Origin of the sequence: Streptomyces sp. NPDC006655 (assembly GCF_040703965.1) — a bacterium.
Lineage (GTDB): Bacteria > Actinomycetota > Actinomycetes > Streptomycetales > Streptomycetaceae > Streptomyces.
Window position 1 is genome coordinate 1 of the sequence record NZ_JBEYJU010000131.1, and the last position, 19419, is coordinate 19419.

At 68.4% G+C, this 19419-nt stretch carries 18 protein-coding genes and 2 pseudogenes; 15 read left to right on the forward strand and 5 right to left on the reverse strand.

From position 1 onward, the window contains the following. Positions 1-245: 245 nt before the first annotated feature. Positions 246-374 (reverse strand): annotated as a pseudogene (locus AB0958_RS40325) (ABC transporter ATP-binding protein); the annotation flags it as partial. A 245-nt stretch (positions 375-619) separates the two neighbouring features. After that, a complete protein-coding gene (locus AB0958_RS40330) occupies positions 620-1243 on the reverse strand; it encodes a TetR/AcrR family transcriptional regulator (protein WP_366895459.1) in 624 nt (207 codons plus the stop codon). A gap of 204 nt (positions 1244-1447) precedes the next feature. Here AB0958_RS40330 and AB0958_RS40335 point away from each other — a divergent pair, with 204 nt between their 5' ends. From AB0958_RS40335 to AB0958_RS40365, 7 genes are all read left to right on the forward strand, one after another. Continuing rightward, positions 1448-2263 carry an oxidoreductase gene (locus AB0958_RS40335; RefSeq protein WP_366895460.1) on the forward strand — a complete coding sequence of 272 codons (816 nt, stop codon included), beginning with the start codon at positions 1448-1450 and terminating at the stop codon, positions 2261-2263. Between the two features lie 113 nt (positions 2264-2376). After that, entirely contained in the window at positions 2377-4017 is a 1641-nt protein-coding gene (locus tag AB0958_RS40340) for an FAD-dependent oxidoreductase (protein WP_366895461.1), read from the forward strand. Then, complete coding sequence (locus AB0958_RS40345) at positions 4014-5471, forward strand: ATP-binding protein (protein WP_366895462.1); 1458 nt, start codon at positions 4014-4016, stop codon at positions 5469-5471. Before AB0958_RS40340 ends, AB0958_RS40345 begins: the two co-directional genes overlap by 4 nt. A 131-nt stretch (positions 5472-5602) precedes the next feature. Then, positions 5603-6481 (forward strand): alpha/beta hydrolase, encoded by an 879-nt coding sequence (locus tag AB0958_RS40350; RefSeq protein ID WP_366895463.1) that lies wholly within the window; start codon positions 5603-5605, stop codon positions 6479-6481. A gap of 52 nt (positions 6482-6533) precedes the next feature. Continuing rightward, a complete protein-coding gene (locus tag AB0958_RS40355; protein WP_366895464.1) occupies positions 6534-6797 on the forward strand; it encodes a hypothetical protein in 264 nt (87 codons plus the stop codon). A gap of 533 nt (positions 6798-7330) precedes the next feature. After that, positions 7331-8347, forward strand: a complete 1017-nt coding sequence (locus AB0958_RS40360; protein ID WP_366895475.1) for an NAD(P)/FAD-dependent oxidoreductase — start codon at positions 7331-7333, stop codon at positions 8345-8347. A gap of 94 nt (positions 8348-8441) precedes the next feature. Further along, positions 8442-10073, forward strand: coding sequence for an MFS transporter (locus AB0958_RS40365; RefSeq protein WP_366895465.1), 1632 nt, complete (start codon positions 8442-8444; stop codon positions 10071-10073). Between the two features lie 55 nt (positions 10074-10128). On the opposite strand, the gene AB0958_RS40370 is transcribed toward AB0958_RS40365, so the two are convergent. Next, positions 10129-10542: a PIN domain nuclease gene (locus AB0958_RS40370; RefSeq protein WP_366895466.1), complete on the reverse strand. Its 414-nt coding sequence runs from the start codon at positions 10540-10542 to the stop codon at positions 10129-10131. Next, entirely contained in the window at positions 10539-10802 is a 264-nt protein-coding gene (locus AB0958_RS40375; RefSeq protein ID WP_366895467.1) for a type II toxin-antitoxin system VapB family antitoxin, read from the reverse strand. The genes AB0958_RS40370 and AB0958_RS40375 overlap by 4 nt, the downstream gene beginning before the upstream one ends. Before the next feature lie 90 nt (positions 10803-10892). Here AB0958_RS40375 and AB0958_RS40380 point away from each other — a divergent pair, with 90 nt between their 5' ends. The 3 genes and pseudogenes from AB0958_RS40380 to AB0958_RS40390 form a co-directional block, all read left to right on the forward strand. Next, complete coding sequence (locus tag AB0958_RS40380) at positions 10893-11411, forward strand: hypothetical protein (RefSeq protein ID WP_366895469.1); 519 nt, start codon at positions 10893-10895, stop codon at positions 11409-11411. Between the two features lie 34 nt (positions 11412-11445). After that, positions 11446-12162, forward strand: coding sequence for a hypothetical protein (locus AB0958_RS40385; RefSeq protein ID WP_366895470.1), 717 nt, complete (start codon positions 11446-11448; stop codon positions 12160-12162). 836 nt (positions 12163-12998) lie between these two features. Then, a pseudogene (locus tag AB0958_RS40390) lies at positions 12999-13452 on the forward strand (Tn3 family transposase); the annotation flags it as partial. Between the two features lie 158 nt (positions 13453-13610). Here AB0958_RS40390 and AB0958_RS40395 read toward each other — a convergent pair. Beyond that, entirely contained in the window at positions 13611-14570 is a 960-nt protein-coding gene (locus AB0958_RS40395; protein WP_366895471.1) for a helix-turn-helix transcriptional regulator, read from the reverse strand. A 247-nt stretch (positions 14571-14817) separates the two neighbouring features. On the opposite strand from AB0958_RS40395, the gene AB0958_RS40400 reads away from it, so the two are divergent. From AB0958_RS40400 to AB0958_RS40420, 5 genes are all read left to right on the forward strand, one after another. Further along, the gene (locus AB0958_RS40400; RefSeq protein WP_366895472.1) at positions 14818-15663 is read left to right on the forward strand and encodes an SDR family oxidoreductase; all 846 of its coding nucleotides are present in this window, start codon (positions 14818-14820) and stop codon (positions 15661-15663) included. 75 nt (positions 15664-15738) lie between these two features. Then, the gene (locus AB0958_RS40405) at positions 15739-16221 is read left to right on the forward strand and encodes a nitroreductase family deazaflavin-dependent oxidoreductase (protein WP_366895473.1); all 483 of its coding nucleotides are present in this window, start codon (positions 15739-15741) and stop codon (positions 16219-16221) included. Between the two features lie 114 nt (positions 16222-16335). Next, entirely contained in the window at positions 16336-17316 is a 981-nt protein-coding gene (locus AB0958_RS40410; RefSeq protein WP_366895474.1) for an aldo/keto reductase, read from the forward strand. Between the two features lie 89 nt (positions 17317-17405). Then, entirely contained in the window at positions 17406-17945 is a 540-nt protein-coding gene (locus tag AB0958_RS40415) for an NAD(P)H-dependent oxidoreductase (RefSeq protein ID WP_142264162.1), read from the forward strand. 1390 nt (positions 17946-19335) lie between these two features. After that, on the forward strand, positions 19336-19419 hold an 84-nt coding region (locus tag AB0958_RS40420; protein WP_366895476.1), incomplete at its 3' end, for a type II toxin-antitoxin system prevent-host-death family antitoxin.

Consider the following 19419-nt stretch of genomic DNA (forward strand, 5'->3'; position numbering starts at 1 on the left):
TCATCGCGGCCACCGCGCTGACCACAGCCCGTACCGTGGTCACCCACGACAAGCGGGCCCACTTCGACGACCTTCCCGGGGTTCGGGTACGTCAGGTGTGACAGGCCGTTGGCAGGCGGCCGAGGGTTTCGACGCCGTTGCGGGCGGCCTCGTGGGGGCCAAGGGACGTCGGGCGGGAATGTCGGTCCGCACCCCCCGTACGCGCGGCCTTTGAGTCAGGGGTTACTCACCGTGCCGAGTGTCTTTCAATGGAGCGTGCGATCGCACCAGCGGTTCAGGAGCGTACGGTCATCTCCTACGGCGAGCAGTCCCGCGCCGGTGCATCGCCGGTAGTCCTCAACCACGTCGGCCAGCCCGGTAGTTGTCGACGCGTCGGGCGCGGGCGAGGCAGGCGTGTTGGAGTTTCCCCCACGAAGTCAGCGGCGGTCAACGAGGACGTCGGCGGAGGAGCGGGGTGGGCGTAGTGGCCCCCCGGGCCGATGGGCGCCCAGCCGTCGCCCGAGGGCCCGCCTCACCGCCACCCGCACTGGTCGTCCCGCGACCGACCCGTGCGTTTGTCAGGAGCCAGCAGCCACGCTCACGGTCAGATGGCTGTGCAACGAGGCCGGCCGTGCCCCTCTCAGGCGTGGCGCGGGCGAGGCAGCAAGGCGAACGCGCTCTCCGCAATCGAGGTCAGGCGGTCGGGGCTGTGGCCGTACGCGCCTACGACATCGCTCCCGCGGATGACGGTCAGCAGAAGGTACGCGAGGTCGTCGGGATCCGCGTCGGGGTCGATGTCGCCGTTGCGCTGCGCCGCTCGCACACACTCGGCCACCGCCGCCCGGACCACGGAGAAGCAGTCGTTGGCCAGGCGTTTCACCTCGGGGTCGGAAGCGCCGATCTCCAGGGCCATCTTGGCGGCGAAGCAGGCTGCCCCCGCCCGGTCAGAGGCGGGGGGTACGTCGGCGGCGAGTGGCACCCCGTGGACGGCGCGGAGCAAGTACGCGTGCAGTCGTTCCAGGGCGCCCTCGTCCGGCCCGTCGAGCATCTTCCGCGGACCCTGCCCCAGCCGGGCGAAGTAGCCGGCCATCGCCTCCAGCAGCACGCCGTGCTTGCCGTCGAACGCGGCGTAGAGGCTGCCGCGGCCCAGGCCGGTGGCGGCGCTGATGTCGTCGACACTCGTGCCGTTGTAGCCCGAGGCGCGGAACTGCCGCTCGGCGGCATGCAGGACGTGATCGCGGTCAAAGCTTCGTGGTCTCGCCATGCATAGAAGGTAAAGCCGACCCAGGCTTATTGACAACTTAGTACAGAACCGCCTAGGTTTTCGACTGTTCAGTACACAACCGTCCTGAGCTCCCCGGACAGGCTTGGTTCGGGCTTGCGGGACCGGTGCGGACCGAGTCGGCCTGAGCGCAGGCGACCTCGCGCAGCGCCCGACGAAGTCATGACCACAACCGAAGGAACCACCATGCAGACAGCTCCACGAGTGGCCCTCGTGACGGGCGCCTCCTCCGGGATCGGGCGGGCGGCGGCGCTCGCCCTCGTGGGGGCCGGCTTCGCGGTGGTCGGAACGAGCCGCAACGCGGCGAAAGCGGAGCCGCTCGCCGGGGTGACGTTCCTCGATCTCGACGTGGCCGACGACAAGTCGGTCCGCTCGCTGGTCGGGGAGGTGATCGATCGGTTCGGCCGGATCGACGTCCTGGTCAACAACGCAGGCGTGGGCGCGGTCGGCGCCGGCGAGGAGAGCTCGATCAACCAGGCCAAGGAGGTCTTCGACATCAACGTCTTCGGCGTGATGCGGATGGCCAACGCAGTGTTGCCGCACATGCGTGCCCAGGGCAGTGGCCGCGTGGTCAACGTCTCCTCGGTACTCGGTCTGATCCCAGCCCCCTTCATGGCCGTCTACGCCGCCACCAAGCATGCGGTGGAGGGCTACTCCGAGTCCATCGACCACGAGCTTCGCGAGCACGGCGTGCGGATGCTGCTGATCGAGCCGGCCTACACGAAAACGAGTTTCGAGGCGAGCAGCATGGCACCTGACTTGCCCCTGCCGGTCTACGCCGCACAGCGGGAGGTCTCCCGGGACGTGCTGGCCACGGCCGTGCGCAACGCCGACGGCCCGCACGTTGTCGCGAAGGTGATCGTCGCCGCCGCCACCGACTCCAAGCCCAAGCTCCGGTACACCGCCGGCTCGATGGCCAGACGCGTCAGCGTCCTGCGCCGGATCGTGCCCTCGCGCACCTTCGACGGACAGATTCGCAAGCTCAACCGACTGGCCGGCTGACCCCGCTGTACGGGGCGGCGCCCGAGGAGACGTACATGTCCGAACCAGAGACACCGAAGCCGGCATCAGCGTCTCCCGTCCTACCGCTGTTGGACGCTCCGCGGACCGTCATCATGACCGTGGACGACGATCCCGGGGTGTCCCGGGCCGTCGCCCGTGACCTGCGGCGGCGCTACGGCAAGTCGTACCGGATCGTGCGCGCGGAGTCCGGTGAGTCCGCGCTGGAGGCGCTGCGGGAGCTGAAGCTGCGCGGTGATCTGGTCGCGGTGATCCTGGCCGACTACCGGATGCCGCAGATGAACGGCATCGAGTTCCTCGAACAGGCCCTGGACATCTATCCGGGCGCCCGGCGCGTGCTGCTGACCGCGTACGCGGACACGGACGCGGCGATCGACGCGATCAACGTCGTCGACCTCGACCACTACCTCCTCAAGCCGTGGGACCCGCCGGAGGAGAAGCTCTACCCGGTCCTCGACGATCTCCTGGAGGCGTGGCGATGCAGTGACTTCCGGCCGGTGCCCGCCACCAAGGTCGTCGGTCACCGGTGGTCGGCCCGCTCCTCGGACGTCCGGGAGTTCCTGGCCCGCAACCAGGTGCCGTACCGCTGGTACTCGACGGACGAGCCCGAGGGCCAGCGGCTGCTGGCCGCGGCGGGGCAGGACGGGCAGCGGCTGCCGGTGGTGATCACGGCGGACGGTACGGCGCTCGTCGAGCCGGAGGTGCCCGAACTGGCCGCGCACGTGGGGCTGGCGACGACGCCCACGGCCGACTTCTACGACCTGGTCGTCATCGGCGGCGGCCCGGCCGGGCTGGGCGCGGCCGTGTACGGGGCCTCGGAGGGCCTGCGTACGGTGCTCGTGGAGCGGTCGGCGACCGGCGGGCAGGCCGGGCAGAGTTCGCGGATCGAGAACTATCTGGGCTTCCCGGACGGGGTGTCCGGCGGCCAGCTCACCGACCGGGCGCGACGCCAGGCCACGAAGTTCGGCGCCGAGATCCTCTCCGCGCGTGAGGTGACCGGTCTGGAGAGCAGCGGTGCGGCGCGGCTCGTACGGTTCGCGGACGGGTCGCAGATCGCGGCGCACAGCGTGATCCTGGCGACCGGTGTGTCGTACCGGAAGCTGGAGGCGCCGGGTGCTGACGAGCTGTCGGGCCGCGGGGTGTTCTACGGGTCCGCGCTCACCGAGGCCGCCGCCTGCCAGGGCCACGACGTGTACGTCGTCGGCGGCGCCAACTCGGCGGGACAGGCGGCGATGTACCTGTCCAGGGGCGCCAAGTCGGTCACCCTGCTGGTGCGCGGAGCGGACCTCACCGCGTCGATGTCGCACTACCTGATCCAGCAGATCGCCGAGTCGCCGAACATCTTCGTACGGGCCCACACGGTCGTCGAGGCCGCGCACGGCGACAACGACCTGGAACAGCTGACGCTGCGCGACACGACGAGCGGGCAGACCGAACGGGTCGACGCGCAGTGGCTGTTCGTGTTCATCGGGGCGGCCCCGCTGACCGACTGGCTGGAGGGCACGGTGCTGCGGGACGAGCACGGGTTCATCCTGGCCGGGCCCGACCTGACCGCCGACGGGCGGCCACCGGCGGGCTGGGAGCTGGACCGGCCGCCGTACCACCTGGAGACCAACATCCCCGGCGTGTTCGTCGCCGGGGACGCGCGCGCGGAGTCCGCGAAGCGGGTCGCGTCCGCCGTCGGAGAGGGAGCCATGGCCGTGATGCTCGTCCACCGGTATCTGGAGCAGTCATGAGCGGACAGCCGATGCCGTGCGACGCTGCGGAGATCCGTTCCCTCTTCCTGTTCGAGAAGCTCAGCGCCGAGCAGCTCGACAGGCTGTGCGGCGAGGGACGGGTCGAACTGTTCGACCCCGGGCCGGTGTTCACCGAGGGTGACCCGGCGACCTGCCTGTACGTGATGATCGAGGGCACGGTCGTCATGTCGCGCCGGGTGGGCGGCGACGACATCGAGGTGAGCCGCACCTCCCAGCCAGGGGTGTACGCGGGGGCCGTGATGGCGTACCTCGGGGACGGGAAACCGCAGCGGTACATGAACTCGCTGCGGGTGTCGGAGCCGACGCGGTTCTTCGTCCTGCCCGCCGAATCGTTCGCGAACCTCATCCACGAGTGGTTTCCGATGGCGGTCCATCTCCTGGAGGGGCTCGCCCTCGGTTCGCAGACCTTTCAGCGGGCCGTCGGGCAGCGCGAACGGCTGCTGGCGCTGGGCTCGTTGTCCGCCGGGCTCACCCATGAGCTCAACAACCCGGCCGCGGCGGCCGTACGGGCCACCTCGGCGCTCAGGGACCGGGTCGCGCACATGCGCAACAAGCTCGGTGTCATCGCCTCGGGCCCCTACCACGGCGACGCCCTGAAGGCCCTGGTCGAGCTCCAGGAGCGTACGGCCGAGCGGGTCTCCAAGGCGCCGGCACTGAGCCCGCTCGAAGCGTCCGTCCGGGAGGACGAACTCGCCGACTGGCTGGACGACCACGGTGTCCAGAACGGCTGGCAGATCGCGCCGGCCTTCGTGCAGGGCGGTCTCGACGTCGACTGGCTGGAGCAGATCGCGGCGGCCGTCGACGAACAGGAAGCCCTGCAGAGTGCCATCGAGTGCCTGAACTACACGGTCGAAGCCGAGCTGTTGATGTCCGAGATCGAGGACTCCACCACCCGTATCTCGCACCTCGTCGACGCAGCCAAGCAGTACTCGCAGCTGGACCGCGCGCCCTACCAGGTCGCCGATGTGCACGAACTCCTCGACAGCACGCTGCTGATGCTGTCGGGCAAGATCGGTCCCCAGGTCAAGGTCGTGAAGGAGTACGACCGTTCGGTGCCGAGGATTCCGGCCTACCCGGTCGAACTGAACCAGGTGTGGACCAACCTGATCGACAACGCCGTCTCCGCCATCAAGGGCGCGGGCGGCGAAGGGACGCTGACCGTACGCACCGCTGTGGTGCACGACCGGCTGCTGGTGGAGTTCCGCGACACGGGCCCGGGAGTGCCGGCCGAGATCCGCGGCCGGATCTTCGACCCGTTCTTCACCACCAAACCGGTGGGCGAGGGCACCGGGCTGGGGCTCGACATCTCCTGGCGGATCGTCGTCAACAAGCACCACGGTGACCTGAAAGTCGAGTCCGTACCCGGCGACACCCGCTTCCAGGTGCTGCTCCCCCTCACCGCCGCCGCCGACCCGGCCCAGGAGCCGTCATGACCAAGGGGAACACCCGCGCCGGGCTGCGGGTCATGCGACCGCGCCTCTTTGCACCTGAGCAACTTCACAAGCCAGCGAAACAAGGAGAATGCCCGCATTGCGGCATTCTCTTTCCCTGAAAGGACAGAACCATGGAACGCGACGAGTCTCCCGACGCGACGTACGCGAGAACCTGGAGCGACGGCCGCGGCGAGGTGCGGTTCTTCACCCGGGCCGATGGCTCGCGGCTGCGCTACTACACGGTGGGCACCGGCCCCGCCCTCGTTCTGATGCACACCGTGCGCGGCCAACTCGACTACTTCCAGCGGGTGATCCCACTGTTGTGGGACCACTACACGGTCTACGCGCTGGATCTGCCCGGGATGGGGTGGTCCGACATCGTCCCTGGCGCACAGTACGAGGAGCCGCAGCTGCGGGCCGCGGTCGTCGAATTCGTCCGCGGACTGGACCTCCACGACGTCACCCTGTCGGGCGAATCGCTCGGGGGCGCCCTGTCCCTGTCGGCATCGATCGACCTGAAGGACCGGATCAGCCGGGTCGTGGCGTTCAACAGCTACGACTACCCCCAGGGCGGGGAGCGGGGAAACTGGATCGCCCGCCTCATCATCTCCAGCGTGCGGATGCCCGTGGTGGGCCCCTTCTTCGCCACCCAAGAGCCGCGGCCCGTCTTTCGCGCAATTCTGCAGGGCGGCTACGTCGACGAGACCAAGCTGCCCGAGGACTTCATCACCGAGCTACTGAGGAGCGGCCGCCGCAAGGGCTACGACAAAGTGGCCCGAGGGATCTTCCGCAGCCTCAAGGGATTCGACCGGGCCCGCGAACGCTATCCCCGCGTGTCGGCATCCGTCACTCTCGTCTACAGCGAGAACGACTGGTCCCGGGCCGCCGAGCGGGACCGCGTGGCCAACGCGCTGACGGACGTCCACCGCATCACCGTGCCCCGTACCGGCCACTTCTCCGCCTTGGAGCGCCCCGACGAGATGGCACGCATCCTGCTCGACGCAGCCTGACCCAAACGACCGGCACCCCCGGCTCATTCCCGACCAGACATGAGAAAGAGCCATGACTCAGGCCGTCCCCCACCTCGTCAACCGCCTTGTCATCGACACGGAGGATTCCTTCGACGACGTCCGCCGACGCTACGAATCGCTGGTACCCGCCATCGATTTCGCCGAACTCACCGAGGTGGTCGGCACAGGCGACCTCGCGGCGTTGCAGGCCTACATCGCCGCACACGCGCTGTCTGAACTGGTCAGAGGCTTCGTCGGGAGCGTGGTGAGCCGGGTCCCGTCAGAGGCGGTCGTGCCGGACCGCCCCCTCCGATGAGGGGCATCGCCGTCGGCGCAGCCTACTCGGGTTGACTTCGCCGACATCTGCGGGCCCGAAACCGTTCGAGCGGTTCGGGCTGCGGCGGCATGCTCGCCGCAAAATCGACATTCCGGGCATTGTCGGGGCGGGTGAGGGTCGACCTGTCGCACTTGACAACTCAGTACAGAACCGCCTAGGTTTCTGACAGTCCAGTACACAACGGTCCTGAGCTCACCGGACGGGCTGTGTGCACGCCTGGCGCGATTGAGGGCAACCCATGCCTTTGAACTCCTCCGTGCCCGCCCGGCGTTGCGACGCCTTCCAATCCGACAAGGCCCAGTCTGGTCCTCGCGACCCTGACGACGGCGAGTTTCACCGCCGTTCTGGATCTGGACATCACGAACGCCCCAGGCAGACCGGGGCCGGACTCTCCACAACAGCCCAAGGCGGTCACCGACCACGTCCTCGGCTTTCTGACCAGCTGACCCCTGCAACCACCCAGAACTCGAAGGGTTGACCGAACCATGACTGACAAGGAAAAGCAGGAGGCCATGGCTGTGACCACTCCTCCGTACGCGAGCGACGCACTGGCCGGGGGGACCGTCGACGCGGTGGTGATCGGCGGGGGCGCCTCGGGGCTGAACGGTGCACTGATCCTCGCCCGCTCCCGCCGCTCGGTCGTCGTGATCGACGGCGGCTCCCCGCGCAACGCGCCCGCGGAGGCCGTGCACGGCCTCATCGCCCTGGACGGCACCCCGCCGTCCGAGATCCTTCGACGGGGCCGGGAGCAGGTGCGCCAGTACGGCGGACGCGTCGTGTTCGGTGAGGTGGTCTCGGCCGAGTCCGCCGCCCCGTCGGCGGACGGGGACCTGAGGTTCACCGTCACCCTGGCCGACGGCCGCAGCGTCACCGCTCGCCGCATCCTGGTGGCCACCGGCCTGAAGGATGTGCTGCCCGAGGTGCCCGGCCTCGCCGAGCACTGGGGACACAGCGTGGTGCACTGCCCGTACTGCCACGGCTGGGAGGTGCGCGATGAACCCATCGGCATCCTCGCCACCGGCCCGGCCTCCATCGGCCATGCGTTGCTGTTCCGCCAGCTGACCGAGGACCTGACCTACTTCACCCACGGCACCGACCTGGACGAGGACAACCGCGCCCGCTTCGCCGCCCGCGGCATCCGCGTCATCGACACCCCGGTCACCGAGGTCCTCAGCGGCGATGACGGTGCCCTCGCCGGGGTGCGCCTGGCCGACGGGCAGGTCGTGGCCCGCCGCGTCCTCGCGGTCGCCCCGCAGATGCAGGCCCGCACCCATGGCCTGGAAGGGCTGGGCCTGCCGGTGCAGGACCTGCCGACGGGCCGCACTTTCGCCTCCGGTATCGACGGCACCACCGAGGTGCCGGGTGTGTGGGTGGCCGGCAACGTCACCGATCCGGTTGCCCAGGTCGGGGCCTCCGCAGCGGCCGGCGCACTGGCCGGCATCGACATCAACAAGATGCTGGCCATCGCGGACACCGACGCGGCCCTCCAGGGGATCGCCGAGGGAAGCCGACAAGGGGCCGCAGCGTGATCTTGAAGCCCGGAGATCTCAGCCCGTCATCCGCTCGCCTCACGGGCAGTCAAGTGATTCCGCGGGTCCGCCCCGTCCCTCTCAGGAGCTACTGATGTCCTTCCTTTTGAACACCCCCGTGGAGAAAATGACCGGGCCTTACGCGCGGCGCTGGTGGGCGCTGCTCGTGCTGTGCCTGAGCCTGCTGATCACGGTGATGGCGAACACGTCACTGATCGTCGCCGCCCCCGACATGACCACCGACCTGGGCCTGAGCAGCAGTGATCTGCAGTGGGTCGTCGACAGCTACACCGTTCCGTACGCGGCGCTGATGCTGGTGCTGGGCGCGATCGGCGACAAGTACAGCCGGCGCGGCGCGCTGGTGCTCGGTCTGCTGATCTTCGCCGGCGGTTCGGTGATGGGGAGCGTGGTCGACGAGACCTCGCTGGTCATCGTGGCCCGCGCGATCATGGGTATCGGTGCCGCAGTCGTGATGCCGGCCACGCTGTCCCTGGTGGTCGCGACCTTCCCCCGGAGCGAGCGGGCCAAGGCCATCACCGCCTGGGCCGCGACCTCCGGGCTGGCGGTAGCCTTCGGCCCGCTCGTCTCCGGCTGGCTGCTTGAGGACCACGCCTGGGGCTCGACCTTCCTGATCAACGTGCCGTTCGCCGTCCTCGCCGTGTGCGGCGCGCTCGCCCTGGTACCGCCGTCCAAGGCGGAGGGAATGGGCCGGATCGACTACGCCGGTGGTCTGCTGTCGATCGTCACCGTCGGCTCCCTGATCTACGCCGCCATCGAGGGCCCGCACTCCGGCTGGGACGCCGGCCCCGTCACCGCCGCCGTGGTCGCCGGCGTCGGTCTGGTCGCCTTCGTCGCCTGGGAACTGCGGCACCCGCACCCGATGCTGGACGTCCGGAAGTTCGCGCTGCGGCCCTTCACCGGCTCGATGCTCGCGGTGATGTTCTTCTTCTTCGGCATGTTCGCCGTGCTCTACTACGCGACGCAGTTCCTGCAGTTCGTCCTCGGTTACGACGCCCTGGACACGGGCCTACGGCTGCTGCCGCTGGGCGGGGCGGTGTTCCTCGGGTCCGCGGTGACCGGGGTGCTCGCCCCGAAGCTGGGGGTGAGGGTGATGGCCGTGACCGGCCTGGCCATCGGCACGGCGGGCATGTTTCTGCTCACCCAGATCGACAAAGGGTCGACGTACGGGGACTTCCTGGTGCCGCTGATGATGCTGGGCTTCGCGCTCGGTCTGGCCATCTCCCCGGCCACCGACACGATCATGGGCTCCTTCCCCGAATCCGAGCTGGGCGTCGGAGGCGGTGTCAACGACACCGCGCTGGAGCTGGGCGGGGCGCTGGGCATCGCGGTGCTGGGCTCGCTGCTGGGCACGGCCTACCGGGACGAACTGACCCACCTGGTGGGCAACCGGCTCCCGGCGGAGGCGATGGAGACCGCCAAGGACTCGGTCGGCGCCGGCCTGGCCATCGCGCAGCGGGTCGCGCAGGATCCCTCCGCCGGGCCCCAGCAGGCCCAGGCCGCCGTGGACGCCGTCCATCAGGCATTCGCCCACGGAGTCGCCCAGACCAGCCTCATCGGCGGGATCATCATGGCCGCCGGAACACTGATCGTCCTCGCGGTCCTGCCGGGCCGGCGCGGGTTCGCGAAGAAGGATGCCGAGCCGGGGGCCGGGACGACGGCGAGCGAGGCGGCGACTGTGCGGGAGCACACCGGGTCCCCCCGCTGAAGACACGCTGGCCAGGTCGGTCAGAAGCTCGGTGCCCGTCCGGACCGCGCGAGCTTTACTGCCTGAGGTCGATCGTGCGAACCGGCTGCCCTGTCGTGCGAGCGATGGTTTCGAAGTCGCGGTCGTAGTGGAGCAGGGTGAGTTCCGCTTCTTCCGCTGCTGCGGCCACCAGGAGGTCCACGGGGCCCGCGCTGCGGTGTTCCCCTTTGGCGGTCAGCTGTTCCTGGATGACGCGGGAGCGGCGGTAGACGCCGTCAGGCATGGGGCACCAGGTGTAGTGGGCGTCGAGTGCTGCTTTCAAGCGGGTGCGGTCCGTGGCGGAACGGGCCGAGTAGAGGACTTCCAGTTCGGTGAGGTCGCAGATCGCGACGAGGCCGGCGCCGATCCTGTCGTCCCATTCGGTCGTGTTCTGGCGGAGGAGGACGCGGGCGAGGGCGGAGGTGTCGATGAGGTAGTCGGCGACGGTCATGCGTCCGCTCCGGCGTCGCGGTCATCGCGTGCCGCGTGGGCGCTCGTGGGGCGGTATGCGCGCTTGTCCATCAGTAGGTCGACGTCCAGAGCGCCCTCGGCCACCAGTTCGCGAGCTTCGTCGAGTGCCCGCAGGCGCCGGTAGCGGGCCGTGACTTCCCGCAGCGCCGTGTTGATAGTGTCGCGTTTGGTGGAGGTGCCGAGCTCTCTGGCTGCCTCTTCCAGCGCCTCATCGTCGAGATCGATGACCGTACGGCTCATGGCGACCTTCTCCGCTCGAGTGTATCGAACTCAGTATATCAAGGTACAAGATCTTTTGTATATTCCATTTGTTGGCGCGCAACCGTTCGGGTGGGCCAGGGCCTGGCCGATCGGCGGGGAGTGGACACCGGACAGGCCCACTCCTGGGACGCCAACGAGAGCAACAACAAGGAGTTCAACCCCGACAACACGGCCAAGACCGTGGCGCGGAAGATGGATGCCCAGGCCAAGGGGCAGACCCAGAACGTCGTCTACGTCGCCAAGAGCCAGGCCGAAGCCGAGGCGATCCGGGACAGGTTTGTCGGCAACAAGCACGTCCGCGTGATCTGGCCGGACGGCTCGTTCGACACGCATCGTGTCCAGCCGTTGATCCGCAAGATCGACGGCGGCGCTATCCGCATCGTTCCCGGCGAGGTCACGGAGAGGGCACCCAGTGTGCCCGACGCACCTTCCACGTCGAGGATGGGCGGCGGAGGTAGCCGGATGGGCAAGCTCATGGGCGGTCTCGGGGTGATCGGGGACCTGTACATGATCTGGGACGACACCCGCTCGTGGCAGCGCGGCGGCGACGGTTGGCTCGTTTCCTGTGACCCACCGCCGATGATGTGAGCATGGGCGTCGGAAGGAGACCGAGGAAAGAGCTATGGCAAAAGAGCGAGTGACGGTGTGCATCCCTCCGTGCGACCCGGGGGACGTCGTAGAGGCCATCGGTGCGGCGATGGCGCCGTTCGACTACAACCGTGATGCCGGGGTCGGTGATCCGGATGTCGAGACCTGGTGGGACTACTGGCGGATCGACGGCCGGGGCATCGAGTTCCTGGTCGTCCCGGGGCATGAGGGCGACCCGCGCCTCATCAGGGGTGCCAAAGCCCTGTCCGGGGAGCCGCGCAACGTTCCGCCGACCCTGTGCGACGGCGGGCCGCGAGCACTGCTGGATCTGGAAACGCCGCGGGCACAGGCGGCCGCCAGGGCACGCAGGGCCTTCGAGGCATGGCAGGGGTTCGCCTCTGCCTACCCGCCCGGCCGCGCCTTCGGTGACTTCCGGGCCCGGCATCTCGCCGACCCCGAGGGCTATTCACAGGCCTTGGAGGACTACCGCGCGCAGCCGGTCATCGCGGCGCTCCTGGACAACCCGGAACTGGAGGAGGTCGTGGGCGGCGACCCGATCGCCCGTCTGAGCGACGACCTCGATGGCCTGGTGCGCCACGCCGTGGACGACGTCTTGCCCTCGAACGCCCTGCTCACCCTGGACGGCCGCTGGCTGGACGTGGCGAACGCCGAGCGGCGCCGCTACTTCAGCGACTACCTGATGGGCCTTCCGGCCGACGCCTACGCCGTCCGCGTGCTCTACCACGGCTGAAGTGCGCGTCCGTGATAATGCCTCTGCAAGGAGCGTCTCTTTACGCTGTCTGAGCCCGGTGCTCTGCTTGCTCGGCAGTGCGGCTCCGGTCCGGCAACTCGGACCGGAGCCTTTGGCGTTGGAAAGCTGATCCGCTGCGAGCCGGTTCCGGCCCGCTCGTCACGCTGAGGGAGGCTGGCTGACGCGGACCTACGGCGTCCGGCAAAGGCGCTCAGGGGCCGAACAGGGGCCACAAGGACAGGCACGGACCGACAAGGGCCGTACTCAGCCGTCAACGATCAATCCCGCTGATCTGCGAAAACGTCATGGATCGACGTTGATCGACAATGGCCGCCAAGATCCTCAAAGGACTCATAATCCGTCGGCCGTGGGTTCGAGTCCCACCCGCCCCACTTGTGCAGGCTTCTGACCTGTGGAAACGTCCCTTCTGGGGTGCCGGTACCCCAACTCGGCCTCAACGGATTGAATCCGCTGCTCGTGAGTCCAACGCCATTGCAAGCGGCGTGGGTTCGAATCGCTCTGACCTGTACAGACGTAGCAGCCCGCGGCCGAGGCAAAGCCGCCGCAGGTGGCTGTACAACCGGTTGACGCCGAGTTTGGGACGCTGTTGGGACGCGGGGACTGGGAAGTGGCTGCCTCGGGCCCATCCTGTCGACGCCGGCCAGCGGGAGACAGTCGGACGGGCGTCGGTGGCCGCAGGCAGGGGTGCTCCATAGCCCCGGAGCACAGGCCCGGTCGCGGCGACTGCTGTAGCGCGGATAAACGGCCCGTACTGTGCTCTTCGCGCTGGGCACGAACATGGGCATCAAGCGGGTCGCGGTCACCGGCAAGCACGAACTGAGTGGCACCAGCGGTACCGCGGCCCCGGCGTGATGATCTACTGGCACTGTCGAGAAGAAGTCGCTGTGCGTCTACAGCCAGCTCAAATCCTGCTCGGTTTCCGAGGTCGCCGCGATGATCGAGGGCGTCCTGCGGCACTGCACGGACGTGGAGATCGACCGGCAGTACACCCACACGCACGGCGCCTCCATCATCGGGTTCGCCTTCGCCCACATGCTCGGCTTCAGCCTGCTGCTGCTCCTCCAGGACATCCTGGACGAGGAGAAGTGGCAGGAGCGGCTCACCGATCCCGACCGGCGGGCCCTGTCCCCACTGTTCTGGACTCACGTGGACCCCTACGGCCGGTTCGAGCTGGACATGAACAGCCGCCTCGATCTGGACCCGTCCATCCGGACGACGGTGCCCGGCCCGCTCATCCCGCAGGGAGAGACAGCCGCGGCGCCGGCATGAACACCTCGGGCTCTGGGCCTGGCCGGATCCCGAGGGGCCTCGGCCGCGATGCGAACCGAGCGCCGCCCTCGCCCACCCCGATGCGTTTCGGGTGTTGCCGTCCGGGTGGTCAATTGTCGTGTTCGCGGGCGGGCATGTCGCCTCGCGTGGCCCGTCGTTCAGTCCTGTGTTTCGCCCGAGTCGGCGGGCTGGGAGTCGTTGGCCGGCGCGGACCGCTCGATGTCGTCGTGGGTCGCGGCCCAGCTGGCCAGCAGGTTCAGGGCGTCCTGCGAGGGTGAGTGGGGTTCGGCGGTGTAGGTGAGGAGGAACTGGCTGGGGCCGTCGGGGAGCGGGAAGGTTTCGAAGGGCAGGTCGAGCTCGCCGACGACCGGGTGGTGGAGGAGCTTCACGCCGGTGGTGTGCATGCGGACATTGTGGGCCGCCCAGCGGCGACGGAATTCCTCGCTGCGGGTGGACAGCTCCCCGATCAGGTCCGTCAGCCGCCGGTCGTAGAGGTCGCGGCCGGCCTCGGCGCGCAGCATGGCGACCGTGTCGCCTGCGACTTCGTCCCAGTGGCGGAAGAACTCGGTCGCGTGCGGGCTGAGAAAGACAAAACGGGCGTTGTTCGGCGGCCGTACCGGGTCGGCGTAGACGGGTGAGAACAGGGCGCGTCCGAGGTGGTTGGCGGCCAGGATGTCCCCGCGTCCGCTGAGGATGAACGCGGGTGTGCCGGTCATTGAGTCGAGGACGCGCTGCACCGTGGGCCGGACACGCTGCTGGGCGGGGCGGCGGCGTGGCGGGCGGGTCGTGCCGGCGCCGCGCAGGAGGTCGAGCAGGTGGATGCGTTCGGCCTCGTCGAGCTGCAGTGCTTGCGCGATGCCCTCGATGACGCTCTCGGAGACGCCGGTGGCGTTGCCGCGCTCCAGCCGGGTGTAGTACTCGCTGGAGATGCCCGCGAGGAGGGCTACCTCCTCCCGGCGCAGCCCGGTGACCCGTCGGCGTTCCCCGCCGTAGAGGGGCAGTCCGGCCTGCTCGGGGGTGACCTTGGCTCGCCGCGTGCCGAGGAATTCCCGGATCTCCGCGCGGAAATCATCGCGGATGTCGCGGTTGGTGCCGTTGGGGTCGTTTCTGCCTGCCATGCGCTTCACTCTACGAGCGCGTCCGCCGGGTTGGGGGTCCCTGTCAGTGACCCCCTCATCAGGGACTCCCACCCTCGCGTGACAGCCGGTTTCGTTGGTGGTGCACCGCCCACGGCGGTGTGAACCGTCCAGGCAGACGGCGCTCGTGCCGCCGGCCCCAGCCCCCTCTGCGGCGCAGGCTGCCCTGCAGTCATCACCCCCGCACACAGCGGGTGCCGGAGCACGGCGCCTGAAAGGAAACCCCCACATGAGCAAGGTCATTCTCGTCACCGGTGCCGGACGTGGCCTCGGCACGGACATCGCCCGCGAGGCCCTCGCCGGCGGTCACCAGGTCGTCGCCACCGGCCGCCGCCCCGACGAGGTCGAGAAGACCCTGGGCGGGCCGCAGGACAACCTGCTGGTCACCAGGCTCGATGTCACCAGCCTGGAGGACGCCGAGGCCGCCGCGCAGGCCGCCGTCGACCGCTTCGGCCGCATCGACGTCCTGATCAACAACGCCGGGAACCTCTTCACCGGCTACTTCGAGGAGATCTCGCCCGCGCAGATGCGCCGGCAGTTCGAGACCAACCTCTTCGGCCCGATGAACGTCACCCGCGCCGTCCTGCCGATCATGCGCAAGCAGCGCGCCGGCCACGTCATCACCATCACCTCGACCGCAGGACTGGTCGGCATGGAGTTCACCTCCGCCTACGCCGCCTCGAAGTTCGCGGAAGAGGGCTGGATGGAGTCCCTGCGCTACGACGTCGAGCCGTACAACATCCACACCACGATCGTGGAGCCCGGCTACTTCCGCACCGAACTCCTGGTGGACGGCTCCACCAACTGGCCCGAGCTGTCCATCGACGACTACGCCCCGCGCACCGCACCCCGGATCGAGGGCATGAAGAGCATGAACGGCCAGCAGCCCGGCGACCCCGCCAAGCTCGCCCGCGCCCTGCTCACCATCGCCCAGCTGGAGAAGCCGCTGCTGCGTTTCGTCGCCGGCGCCGACGCCATCGAGGCCGCCGAAGCCAAGGCGAAGGAGCTCCTCGCCCAGGCCCAGGCATCCCGCGAACTGGGCGGCGCCCTGGCCTACGACGACGCCCACGCCTGAGCACCACGCCCCGCACCCCGGCCAGGACGGAGGAGCGCGCCGGGTGCACGTTTCGACAGCACGGAGAGAGTCGACATGCCCCTCAAAGGCGAGTATGAGCAGAGCAAGGCGCAGTTTGTGCGGGACCAGGTGGAGCTGTACGAAAGCTCCGGCGGTACGCAGGGAACGACGCTGAGTGTCCTGATCGCACGTGAAGAAGACGAGAGGCTCCGGGACCTGCCCGTCGTCATCCTGACCACCCTGGGAGCGAAGAGCGGCAAGATCCGCAAGACGCCGGTCATGCGGGTGGAGCACGACGGCTCCTACGCCGTGGTCGCCTCCATGGCGGGAGCCCCCACCCACCCGGTCTGGTACCACAACGCGGTGGCCGACCCCCGGGTCGAACTTCAGGACGGCCCGGTGCGCCAGGACATGCCGGCACGCGAGGTGACCGGGGATGAGAAGGCCCTGTGGTGGGCCCGAGCCGTCGAAGCGTTCCCCGACTACGCGGAGTATCAGAGGAACACGGACCGTGAGATCCCTGTCCTCGTTCTGGAGCCAGCAGCCCACGGGCACTGACCCGGCGCAGCTGGTTCAGCCTGCGGATCACCCCAGCACGATCCGCCGACAGGTGGCGCCCCACGACTCACGACTACCGGCCGGCCTGACGGCCGTCACGACAAGGAGTACCTGATGAAGCACGTATCACTGGGCGGGCTCGATGTCTCCCGCATCGGCCTGGGAGCCATGACCATGGCCGGCACCTACACCACGGGCGGAGGGCTCGACGACGCCGAGTCGATCCGCACCATCCACCAGGCCCTGGACCTCGGGGTCACCCACATCGACACCGCCGAGATCTACGGTCCCTTCCACAGCGAGGAAATCGTCGGCAAGGCCATCAAGAGCCGCCGAGACGACGTCGTCGTGGCGACGAAGTTCGGCCTCGTCTCCCACGCCGGCGACGGCCCCGGCGTCATCGACAGCAGCCCCGCCAACGTGAAGACCGCGGTGGAAGGCTCGCTCAAGCGGCTCGGAACCGACCACATCGACCTCTACTACCAGCACCGCGTCGATCCGAATACCCCCATCGAGGAGACCGTCGGTGCGCTGGCCGAACTGGTCACCGAAGGCAAGGTGCGCCACATCGGCCTCTCTGAGGCCGGCCCCGAGACGATCCGCCGGGCACATGCCGTACATCCGGTGACTGCACTGCAGACCGAATACTCCCTGTGGACCCGCGACGTCGAGGCCGAAATCCTCCCACTGCTGCGCGAGCTCGGCATCGGATTCGTGCCCTACTCACCGCTCGGCCACGGCCTGCTGACCGGGCAGATCCGCACCGTCGACGACTTCGCCGACGACGACTGGCGCAAAACCAACCCGCGCTTCACCGGCGAGAACTTCCAGCGCAACCTGGCGATCGTCGACGAAGTACAGGCCATCGGCGCCGAGATCGGAGCCACCCCCGCCCAGACCGCACTCGCGTGGCTACTGACCCGCGGCGACGACATCGCCCCCATCCCCGGAACCCGCCGGGTCGCACGCGTCGAAGAGAACACCGCCGCCGACGTCATCGAACTCAGCGCCACTCAGCTCGACCGCCTCAACAACCTCACACCGGCCGCAGGCGAACGCCACGACGAGGCAAACATGGCCAGCATCGACCGGTGATCTGACGCCCTGCCGAATCTGGCCCGTCACACCCGGCTAGCCCGCACCTGCCCATTCATTTCCCTGATCACTGAAGAGGTTCTCTCATCATGCCCAAGGTTCTCCTTGTCGTAGGCCACCCCGACCTGTCCCAGTCGAAGGCCAACAAGGCTCTGGTCGACGCCGTCCGCGAGCTGGCCCATGTCACCGTGCACGACCTCTACGCCACCTACCCCGACTTCCAGATCGACGTCGACGCCGAGCAGGCACTGCTGGCCGACCACGACGTGATCGTCTTCCAGCACCCGGTGTTCTGGTACAACACCACCCCCCTGTTCAAGCAGTGGCAGGACAAAGTCTTCACCCTCGGCTGGGCCTTCACCATGGACGGCTCTGCCTCGCAGCTGGCTGGCAAGAAGGCCGTCGTCGCCGTCACCGCCGGCGTCCCCGCAGACCACTACACCCCCGAAGGCTCGAACCAGGCCACCATCGAGACCCTCCTCAGCAACTGGCACGCCACCCTGCGGCTCTGCCAGTTCGACATCCAGCCGATGGTCAAGCTGTACGGCACCGCCTTCGGCCTCTCCGACGAAGACCTGAACACAGCCGCCAAGCAGTACAACGAACTGCTTGCCTCCTTCGCGGCCTGACCGCACCCTCACGACGACAGCTCACTGCGCCGGTGTGAAGGCGACGGCCCTCGCGGGTCCTGTGACCCCGGACACCTGCGCCACAGGGCGAATACGGATCCATAGGCTCCGCCCCGTTTCAGGGGCGGAGCCTATGGGCGCTGGAAAGAAGATCCGCTGCGGCAGGGTTCGAGCCCCGCGCCGAACTCGTAGGACGCCCCGCCAAGCCCGTGGGTCCTGTCCAATCAGGCGGTGTCGGGACGCAGTCGGGACCCAAGGACAGGAACAGACTGACAAAGGCGAAGGGGCGTCGACATGACCCGCCCCTTCTGACCTGCAAGAACGTCATGAATGAGCGTGGACGAGCAAGGGCCGCCAAGATCCTCGAAGGACTCATAATCCGTCGGCCGTGGGTTCGAGTCCCACCCGCCCCACCAGCACAGGCCTCTGACCTGCGGAAACGTTCACTTTGTCCTGTTGGATCGTCAACTTCGCCTGAACGGACTGAATCCGCTGCGCGTGAGTCCAGCCTCGTTGTCGATGTCGGTAGTGCGAGCGCCTCTGAGCTGCACGGATGTTCCAGTTCGCAGTGGTTGAACTTGAGCTACACGGCCCCAGTGACTGGTTGGGCACTGGGATTCTGGACGGTGGCTGGACGCGAGGAAACCGGCAGAGGGCACTCCGGTGCCGAGCCGCCCACTCTGCCCCCGGGGGCGTAGCCGGAGTCGACGCGGTGTGGTGGCAACTGGGCTCGTTTGGATCGTGCCGCTACCGACACAGCCGGTCGGCTTGGGGGGAAACGGACCGTACTGAAAACGGTCCCAGGTCGCACCACGGAGTCGCCCCCCGTGCCTCACGGTTTCGGCGGGGCAGGTGAGCCGAGGGTCGCCGACGTACCTCGTTCGGCTGCTCGGACTACGGACTGCCTGTAGCTGACCTTGTTCCGATGCCCGTTCACCGCCCGCGCCAGGCGCGTTCCGGGTGCGGCTCACTTCGCGAGGGAGTGTGTCTCAGGTGGCGATAGACGGGGTGACCCACCGGGCGGTGCCGGCGACCTGGCTGAAGATGCCGTGCTGAAGGAGTTGTGCCTAAAGAAGATCGGAGCCGACGGCCCTGTCCTCCCTCCCGAAATTGCGGCGAAGTCGGCGTGGGCCTGATCGACGGCTTCGAGATACGCATCGCGCTTGGCGTGCTCGGCGAGTGCCCGGTGCAGCTCGCGACTGAGGGGGCCTGTAGCTTGCGCTTGCCGGCGGGGATGATCAGGCCGTGCTGGATCTGTTCGACGGACTCGTCGACCGCGCGGCGTCGCAGCACAGTGCTGTGGGCGAACGTTCGCCGTCCGGTGTCCTGCCGGTGCTCCACGTGGCTTGTCGGGCATCAGATTCTCTGAGAAAATGAGTTCATGAAGACGATGACCGCTACTGAAGCATCACGGAACTTCGCCTCCGTGCTGGACAGTGCGGAACGCGGGGAAACCATCGTGATCACTCGGGGA